Raw genomic sequence first — 8285 nt, forward strand, 5'->3', positions numbered from 1 at the left:
ATGGGTTATTTTTTATGTATTCCACTTTTAAGTAAAGTCGCTTATGGATGTTCAGATCACAAAAATTGCCAGTAGCTTGCTCTTATTTTTTATAACAGCAGTGATGGAAATATTAGGTTGTTATTTTCCTTATTTAATTTTGAATCAGGGAAAATCGCAGTGGCTTTGGGTGCCAACAGTTTTGGCTTTAGCGGCTTTTGTGTGGTTGCTTACTTTGCATCCTGCGGCATCGGGGCGAATTTATGCAGCGTATGGCGGAATCTATATTTGCACCGCTTTGATTTGGCTAAAGTATGTGGATCAGGTTAATTTGACCCGTTGGGATATGTTCGGGGGAATGGTGGTCATTTTGGGTGCATTGATTATTATTTTACAACCTCAAGGTTTAATACGTTAAATCTCAAATGTTTATCGAGTATTCAACCTATTAAACCTGTAATGAGGATGTGATGTTTATAGAATTTTTATTTAATCTGTTTTAAATTTACATTCACTATTCGGCAATAGCACATTAAATTGTGTTTTCTCTGCACTGAGTTGTAAATTCAATACATACGGATTTACACGCTGAAATTGATGCTCAAACATTGAATCGCAGTTATGAATCAAGTTTTGTTTAATCATGTTTTTAACATTGTTGTAGCCCGTGCTTTCTACAAATTGAGTAAAATCGGGTGAAATAATCATACCACGAATGTTAATTTGCTTGTCTGTAGTTGTACTTTGTTCAATCACGGTATTTTGATCGACTTGATACGGCATAGTACGTGAATCTTCATCGCTAATTACATCTAAAATTTCTTTTAAAGCTGTTACATTTTTAATTTTGTAGTCAACCGTTAAAATATCGTGCTGAACCAAATATTGGTCTAATTCGCTAGGTTTAGCATAGGTTGTGCTATGAGCAAGCATTGCAGCTGCGCAAAGTGTTATTGTCGCAAGTGTTTTATACATCATATTATTCATCTAGGCTCTTTTTGAAATTTTAGAAAATAACCGTCGTTTTAGATTATAACGAGCCAAATAAAAAACAGCACCATTTGGTGCTGTTTGTAACAAAACTCATCAAAGCGTACTCAATGCTTTGAAGTCGTTTAGTCTTTTTTGAGGTTTTCGTTCAATAAAAACTCAACCAATGCTTTTTGAGCATGCAAGCGGTTTTCGGCTTCATCCCAAACTACAGCGTTTTTATGATCTAGCATATTTTCAGAAATTTCTTCACCACGGTGCGCAGGTAAACAATGCATAAACAAGCAATCTGGATGTGCCAAGTCCATCAAGCGCTCATTGACTTGATAGTCTGCAAAGGCTTTTTCACGGATTTTTTGTTCTTCTTCCTGCCCCATACTCGCCCAAACATCGGTCACAATCAGGTCAGCATTGACTGCGGCATCTTCAGCAGAGTCTACTAATTCTACACAGTGTGCAAATTCAGACAGGAAACGTTGTTCAGGTTCATAGCCTTTAGGCGTTGCAATTTTTAAATTAAAGCCCCACATGTGCGCAGCTTCAATATAAGAGTTACACATGTTGTTGCCATCACCAATCCAAGCCACGGTTTTACCTTCAATTGAACCGCGATGCTCTAAGTAAGTTTGCATGTCTGCAAGTAACTGGCAAGGGTGGTGATCGTCCGTTAAAGCATTGATCACTGGAACTTTTGAATAAGATGCAAAACGTTCTACAATGTCATGTCCGAAAGTACGAATCATCACTATATCAAGCATGCTTGAAATGACACGTGCAGAATCTTCAATCAGTTCACCACGGCCTAACTGTGTGTCACGTGATGATAGGAAAATTGCGCTGCCACCAAACTGACTCATACCTGCTTCAAACGATACACGAGTTCGGGTACTAGATTTTTCAAAAATCATTCCCAAGACTTTGCCCACAAAGGGTTGGAAAACTTCATTGTTATGCTGTTTACGCTTAAGCTCAATGGCGCGTTGCAAAATTTGATTCAGTTCTAAAGTCGATAAATCGCGTAATGTTAGAAAGTGACGTAGAGCCATTCGTTACTCCACAATAATTGCTGAATGAGAAAAACAACAATTAGTTGTTGGTTGGTTAAGTGAAAAAGGGAATCGGCTAATATACTATAGGATGAAGAAATTGCAAAAAAACTAGACTTTTTGATGGGCGTCTAGAAAGCGATCTACACAATAACTTACATAATTGATTGTTTCTTGTTCAGTTTCTTGTTTTGGAATGCCCATAATAATGCGCCATTCTAAATTTCTTAAAATTCCAAAATACAATTGTGCCGAATAAACAGGGTGTTCGCAGCGAATGAGTCCTTGTTGGCTGGCATGCTCTAGCACTTTGGCAATGCACAATTGCACGTGTAGAGGGCCACGTTCATGGATATGTAAAGCAATGTCGGGGTTGCGCTGACTTTGCTCTAAAACCAAACGCATAAAAGCTGCATTTTCAGGCGCTAGAATATGATGATAAAAATTCAGCAAGGTTTGGATTAGATAACCACGTAAATTTGAATCTATTTGTTCAAAAGGGATGTGAATATCCTGAAAAAATTTGTCACGGCGATAATCACAAATCGCCTTAAACAAGCCTTCTTTATTGCCAAAGTATTTATAAATAGAAGCTTTAGAACCGCCAGCATGCTGCACAATATCATCTAAAGATACGGCATCGTAGCCACGTTCTAAAAACAGATCAGTTGCACTGACGAGCAGCGCCACACATCGCTCATGTCCACGCTTTGTTGGAGGGACATCTTTACCGAAAGGGGTTAAATGAGCGATATCTTGCATATTGGATAATATTTCAGCAAATGATCAAAGGGAGAGATTGTTATTATAGCAAATTTATGTACAGCGTGCTGTGTTGAAGTGTATGGGCAGCGTGCTTGAATTCAGAAAAAATAGAAATACACTCAAAATAAGCAAAATTTTGCTTATTTAGTGTGCAGAAAAGCTATGTTTATTAAATTTAAATAATAAGCAATATCACGAAAATTTATTGTGCAATAAAATTTCGAATTATTTGACTAAAGTTTTAGAGCATAGATTCTAAAAAGTCATGGCGCAGCGTTGCATTCCCGATATACTCAAACCTCGAAAAATATAGTAAGAAAAGCGGAAAGGAAGATGACAGAACAAACATCTGCGGGCTTAAGATTCAGACAAGCTTTAGAAGTGGAAAAGCCATTACAAATTATCGGCACGGTAAATGCTTATGCTGCAATGATGGCAAAGCAGGTTGGCTATAAAGCCATTTATTTATCTGGCGCAGGTGTCGCCAATTACTCTTACGGTTTACCTGACTTGGGCATGACCAGTTTAGACAACGTCTTGGAAGATGTGCGTCGTATTACTGAGCGTGTAGATACTCCATTATTGGTGGATATTGATACTGGTTGGGGTGGTGCATTTAATATTGCCCGCAGTATTAAACAAATGATTGCTGCAGGTGCTGCTGCAGTACACATTGAAGATCAGGTTGCACAAAAGCGTTGCGGACATCGTCCAAACAAAGAAATTGTAACTCAGCAAGAAATGGTCGATCGAATTAAAGCTGCGGTTGATGCAAAAACTGATTCAAACTTTGTAGTCATGGCACGTACAGATGCCTTGCAAAAAGAAGGTTTGCAAGCGGTGATTGACCGTGCTTGTGCATGTGTGGAAGCGGGTGCAGATGCAATTTTTGCTGAAGCGATGACAGACATTACCATGTATAAAACAGTATGTGATGCAGTTGGTGTACCAGTACTTGCAAACATTACTGAATTTGGTGATACCCCATACTACACCACAGAAGAATTGGCGGAGCAGGGTATTCGTATGGTGTTGTATCCACTTTCACCAACACGTGCCATGCAAAAAGCTGCCTTAGAAGTGATGCAATCTATTCGTAAAGATGGCACTCAAGTTAATGTCTTAGACAAAATGCAGCAACGTAAAGAATTATACGAATTCCTTGATTATCACACTTTTGAAAACACATTAGACAAGCTGTTCAAACAGGAGAATTAAAAAAATGGCTGAAGGAAAAGTACTCACAGGCGCAGGATTGCGCGGACAAGTGGCGGGTAAAACTTCACTCTCAACTGTAGGTAAAAGTGGCGCAGGCTTAACTTACCGTGGTTATGATGTACAAGACTTGGCAGAAAATTGCCAGTTTGAAGAAGTTGCTTACCTGATTTTCTTTGGTGAATTGCCTACTTCAGAGCAATTGGCTGCCTATAAAGCAAAATTGAAATCTTTACGTGCATTGCCACAAGCATTGAAAGAAGTGCTTGAGCGTATTCCTGCAGATTCACATCCAATGGATGTGATGCGTACAGGTGTTTCAATGTTAGGTAACCTAGAAACCGAACAGTCATTTGAACAGCAACAAGATGTTGCAGACCGTATTTTGGCAACTTTGCCAGCCATTATCTGCTATTGGTATCGCTATAGTCACGATGGCGTACGTATTGAAGAAAATACTGACGATGACTCAATCGGTGCACAATTCTTGCATTTATTACGCGGTGAAAAACCAAATGAATTGCATGAACAAGTGATGAACGTATCATTAATTTTATACGCAGAGCATGAGTTCAACGCATCGACCTTTACGGCACGTGTTTGCGCATCCACTTTATCTGACATGCATTCATGTATTACAGGTGCGATTGGTTCATTACGTGGTCCATTGCATGGCGGTGCCAATGAAGCTGCGATGGAAATGATTGAAAACTGGACCTCGCCAGAAGAAGCTGAGCGTGAAATGCTAGGTAAGCTTGAGCGTAAAGAAAAGATCATGGGCTTTGGTCATGCAATCTATAAAGACAATGATCCACGTAATGGCATCATCAAAATTTGGTCTGAGCGTTTGGCACAAGATGTAGGTGATACTGTACTTTATCCTGTATCTGTACGTTGTGAAGAAGTGATGTGGCGTGAGAAGAAATTGTTCTGTAATGCTGACTTCTTCCATGCGTCTGCTTATCACTTCATGGGTATTGCAACTAAACTGTTCACCCCGATTTTTGTGATGAGTCGTGTCACAGGTTGGGCTGCTCACGTAATGGAACAGCGCGCTGATAACCGTATTATCCGTCCAAGTGCAGATTATACTGGTCCTGAATTACGCAAAGTTGTACCAATTGCAGAGCGTTCAGCAGCTTAATTGGCACTCTAAAAAGCGGTATAGCCAGAATTTTGGTTTAGTGATACTGCTTTTAAACTAAAAATAAGGTTTCATTCTGAGTGAATGGAACCTTATTTTTTGAGCAGTAAATAATTGAACAAATTTAAGGCGAAAGTAACACAGGGTCTTCAATGCTATAACCTGTTTCAAAAGGGATACCTAAATATTTCATGGTCATTAGCACTTTATTGTGTTGCGGAATTTGATAGCGCTGAGAAATACTTAATCCTGTTTTATAATCCACTGCCTTTTGGACAGGACTTTTATACTTGCCATATCGTATGCGGTAGGTGTAGCTAAATTGAGGAACTTTAATTTCAGGATCAAACCAGGATGCGACGTAGACTGTCTTCTTTGAAAGGATTTGAATTTTGGCAGAACTGGCACGGATTGGCGTTAAAGGTTTCAACCGCTTTTTAATTTTAGCAATTTCACGATCAAATTTTTGACTGTTCTGATCATAATCAATGCGTTTGGTTTTTGGATTGATATACAGTGATTTAACCTCAATCAGTTTTACAGGTGACTGTTTGGAATTCGTTTGTGTACGGTTGAGTTGATAGTAATACAATTGCGGTAAACGACCACGACCATCTAAATAATGTCGCATTAAATAGACTTTTTGATCTGCTTGATCTAAACCTAAAACTTCAATATTTTGTGGACCACCAACAGTTGCAAAAGCAAAACTAGGTAGCCATAAACTGGCAGTAACGAACAGAATAACGTTGTAGCGCATGGCATAGATCATCCACTTTATACATAAAGCGAGTGTACGACTGAACCATGAATAAAGTGTGTGAATTATGCAGTTTACTTTTTAGGTTTATTTCAAGATGTCATTGGCGTATTAGAATCTTGCTGGATTAAATCTATTAGGTTTTGAGCAACCAAATTGGTTAATTGTTCTAGACGTTGTAAAGGATTACCTTCTAAAAAATATTGGTAATGATAAGTCTGCTGCAGATATTGAATGGCGATAAAAAATGTTCCGACGGGCTTTTCAGGTGTGGCACTGCCACCTGGTTTGAGTAAACCTGTGCATGCTACTACAAAGTCCGCACGGCTAAATAACTTTTGCCCCTGAATTGCCATGGCTTGAGTGACTTCGGGTGATTCAGCGGTATAAGTATCAATTAGTTCTGCGCTGACTTTCAGGATTTCACGTTTAATGCTTGGATCGTAACTGACCAATCCACCGAGTAAAATATTCGCACCACTATTTTTATAGATAGAAAATTGGCTACATAAATAACCAGAACTGGCACTTTCAATAAAAGCCACTGTTAGTTGGCGTTGTTCAAGTAAGGCACAGCAATGTTTGAGCATGATTCATCTGCAAGGGAATAGAGTAAGCTATTTAAGTGTACTGAATTTTCTGTACTTGTGCGGAAAATCATCAATCTAAAATTGGTTTTAATCTCATCACTGCTGATTTAACTGCATATAAATACAGCGAAATTTACAATTATGAGTTTAATCAGGGCATAAACGGTGATAAAAATAAAAGTAAAGCAAAAAGTAAGATAAGGCAGGTGCTCATGAAAACAACAGTAAAATATATGGTATTAAAAAGTTTGGATTATCAATTGGGTACACCTTTATTTCAGGAAGAAATTGAGGCAGATGCTCAATATTTTGATCAAATACCAAATATTATCGAATATCAAAATATGCGATTTAGAGTAATCAGCAAAGAGCAGAAGCGTTTACAGCTCACTGAAGAAAACGAAGAAAATCAGACCATCATTGTAAGAGTTATTGTGGTTTAAACACAGCAATTGTCTAGTTTTGAAGCTAAGCGGTTGAGGAAGGGTTTACAAGTATTTATTGTGAAATCCACACTTTGAGCCGCTTCTTTGTAGAGTTTGGTATATTTGATTACAGAAATATAGGGTTCATCTGAAACAAAATGCCAAATGCTTTGGGTCTATCTAAAATCATATTTTGATGTTTGAATTGAAAAAAACGACTAACTTTTTGTTTATTAATATTTTTAAATTTTAGGGTGAATTTTAAAGTTTCCACAGGATCTTTTTTAGCAACAACGTCCTAAATATTACACTTTACTCAAAGCGATAGTACAGTTTGCAAGATGCTTACAAGAATTTTTAAAGATAATTGAATTTTATAAAAATATTATTTGAATAGACGTTATATTTTGGTTTTTCTTATATTGTTAAATTATAAAGTGATTTTTATAATGTAGTTACAATATTGTATTTTGTTTGTAGCTTTTGAGCTTTTTTGTTATTGTTGTAAATGTGATTTGCATCACATAATGATGGCTAAGAAAGATTGAGCAAAATACAATGAATCAAAATGTAATCATCAGCATGGCACTGATCATTTTAGCTGTGGGAATTTCACTGGGTGTGTATGTATATTTTGATCAGAAGCAAAAACAGAATGAAGAAATCCAGATGATCATTACTGAAGCCCGTCAGGGATTGGTCGAGTTAGATCGAAAACCATGATCAGACTCTATGGCCTTACATCAGCGTTAAAGTTGAGATGTTTGAATGGTATGTATTGATTTAAAACACAGCAAGAAATTGTAATTTTCTGCCAGTGAATATCAAGTGAATGACGATAAAATAAGCGAATAGAACATTGCTGTAGTTTCTTAGTTTTCCCACATTCCCATGTGGGATTTTTTTTGCCTGAAAATTATTAAAAGCATTGGTTGGGTGGTGAGGGGGGTAATCCCCCCTAAAAATAATAGGATCTAAAAGTAGAATTTTCTCTTAAGATACGAGCAGGAGATTCTGCATGAAAACATCTAAATTTACTGACAGCCAGATCATGTCCATTTTAAAACAGGCGAAGTCTGGCACACCTGTAGCCACCCTTTGTCGTGAACATGGCATGAGTAATGCCACGTTTTATAAATGGCGTGCCAAATATGGCGGTATGGATACCTCATTGATGGCTCGACTGAAAGAGCTGGAAGCAGAAAATACCAGACTAAAAAAATGTATGCTGAAGAGCGATTAAAGGCCGAAATCATCCAGGAAGCGATGGCAATGAGTAGCACTGCTACGCAAGGGTAAAGCCATCTTGCCGGCGTAAGATGGCACAACAGGCAGTTGCCCAGCATGCCATTAGTATTCGTTTGGCTTGTA

10 protein-coding genes and 1 pseudogene are annotated in these 8285 nt (G+C 37.9%); 6 read left to right on the forward strand and 5 right to left on the reverse strand.

From position 1 onward, the window contains the following. Nucleotides 1-43: 43 nt before the first annotated feature. Entirely contained in the window at nt 44-397 is a 354-nt protein-coding gene (locus HHA43_RS03580) for a YnfA family protein (protein ID WP_168460706.1), read from the forward strand. A gap of 71 nt (nt 398-468) precedes the next feature. Here HHA43_RS03580 and HHA43_RS03585 read toward each other — a convergent pair whose 3' ends face one another. The 3 genes from HHA43_RS03585 to HHA43_RS03595 form a co-directional block, all read right to left on the reverse strand. Further along, the gene (locus HHA43_RS03585) at nt 469-912 is read right to left on the reverse strand and encodes a hypothetical protein (protein WP_228284146.1); all 444 of its coding nucleotides are present in this window, start codon (nt 910-912) and stop codon (nt 469-471) included. A gap of 182 nt (nt 913-1094) precedes the next feature. After that, a complete protein-coding gene (argF, locus tag HHA43_RS03590) occupies nt 1095-2015 on the reverse strand; it encodes an ornithine carbamoyltransferase (protein ID WP_168460710.1) in 921 nt (306 codons plus the stop codon). A 111-nt stretch (nt 2016-2126) separates the two neighbouring features. Further along, entirely contained in the window at nt 2127-2777 is a 651-nt protein-coding gene (locus HHA43_RS03595; protein WP_168417358.1) for a TetR/AcrR family transcriptional regulator, read from the reverse strand. Between the two features lie 336 nt (nt 2778-3113). Between HHA43_RS03595 and prpB the strand changes: the two genes are divergently transcribed. Next, complete coding sequence (gene prpB, locus HHA43_RS03600; RefSeq protein WP_004973459.1) at nt 3114-3998, forward strand: methylisocitrate lyase; 885 nt, start codon at nt 3114-3116, stop codon at nt 3996-3998. Nucleotides 3999-4002: 4 nt separating this feature from the next. Beyond that, a complete protein-coding gene (gene prpC / locus HHA43_RS03605; protein ID WP_004973461.1) occupies nt 4003-5139 on the forward strand; it encodes a 2-methylcitrate synthase in 1137 nt (378 codons plus the stop codon). Nucleotides 5140-5263: 124 nt separating this feature from the next. On the opposite strand, the gene HHA43_RS03610 is transcribed toward prpC, so the two are convergent. Together HHA43_RS03610 and HHA43_RS03615 are read right to left on the reverse strand one after the other, a co-directional pair. Then, complete coding sequence (locus HHA43_RS03610) at nt 5264-5899, reverse strand: aminotransferase (protein WP_168460712.1); 636 nt, start codon at nt 5897-5899, stop codon at nt 5264-5266. Nucleotides 5900-5991: 92 nt separating this feature from the next. Beyond that, entirely contained in the window at nt 5992-6489 is a 498-nt protein-coding gene (locus HHA43_RS03615; protein ID WP_168460714.1) for a CinA family protein, read from the reverse strand. Between the two features lie 212 nt (nt 6490-6701). Between HHA43_RS03615 and HHA43_RS03620 the strand changes: the two genes are divergently transcribed. From HHA43_RS03620 to HHA43_RS03630, 3 genes and pseudogenes are all read left to right on the forward strand, one after another. Then, nucleotides 6702-6932 carry a hypothetical protein gene (locus HHA43_RS03620; RefSeq protein ID WP_168417354.1) on the forward strand — a complete coding sequence of 77 codons (231 nt, stop codon included), beginning with the start codon at nt 6702-6704 and terminating at the stop codon, nt 6930-6932. A 540-nt stretch (nt 6933-7472) separates the two neighbouring features. Further along, complete coding sequence (locus tag HHA43_RS03625; protein ID WP_168417353.1) at nt 7473-7637, forward strand: hypothetical protein; 165 nt, start codon at nt 7473-7475, stop codon at nt 7635-7637. Between the two features lie 295 nt (nt 7638-7932). Then, a pseudogene (locus tag HHA43_RS03630) lies at nt 7933-8285 on the forward strand (transposase); the annotation flags it as partial.

It is taken from the genome of Acinetobacter sp. A2, assembly GCF_012371325.1.
In the GTDB taxonomy this organism is placed as follows: domain Bacteria; phylum Pseudomonadota; class Gammaproteobacteria; order Pseudomonadales; family Moraxellaceae; genus Acinetobacter.

What these genes read in the sequence shown, in the direction of transcription:
- HHA43_RS03580 (WP_168460706.1), top strand. Translation starts at nt 44, where the DNA reads ATGGATGTTCAGATCACAAAAATTGCCAGTAGCTTGCTCTTATTTTTT.
- HHA43_RS03585 (WP_228284146.1), bottom strand. Translation starts at nt 912, where the DNA reads ATGCTTGCTCATAGCACAACCTATGCTAAACCTAGCGAATTAGACCAA.
- argF (WP_168460710.1), bottom strand. Translation starts at nt 2,015, where the DNA reads ATGGCTCTACGTCACTTTCTAACATTACGCGATTTATCGACTTTAGAA.
- HHA43_RS03595 (WP_168417358.1), bottom strand. Translation starts at nt 2,777, where the DNA reads ATGCAAGATATCGCTCATTTAACCCCTTTCGGTAAAGATGTCCCTCCA.
- prpB (WP_004973459.1), top strand. Translation starts at nt 3,114, where the DNA reads ATGACAGAACAAACATCTGCGGGCTTAAGATTCAGACAAGCTTTAGAA.
- prpC (WP_004973461.1), top strand. Translation starts at nt 4,003, where the DNA reads ATGGCTGAAGGAAAAGTACTCACAGGCGCAGGATTGCGCGGACAAGTG.
- HHA43_RS03610 (WP_168460712.1), bottom strand. Translation starts at nt 5,899, where the DNA reads ATGCGCTACAACGTTATTCTGTTCGTTACTGCCAGTTTATGGCTACCT.
- HHA43_RS03615 (WP_168460714.1), bottom strand. Translation starts at nt 6,489, where the DNA reads ATGCTCAAACATTGCTGTGCCTTACTTGAACAACGCCAACTAACAGTG.
- HHA43_RS03620 (WP_168417354.1), top strand. Translation starts at nt 6,702, where the DNA reads ATGAAAACAACAGTAAAATATATGGTATTAAAAAGTTTGGATTATCAA.
- HHA43_RS03625 (WP_168417353.1), top strand. Translation starts at nt 7,473, where the DNA reads ATGAATCAAAATGTAATCATCAGCATGGCACTGATCATTTTAGCTGTG.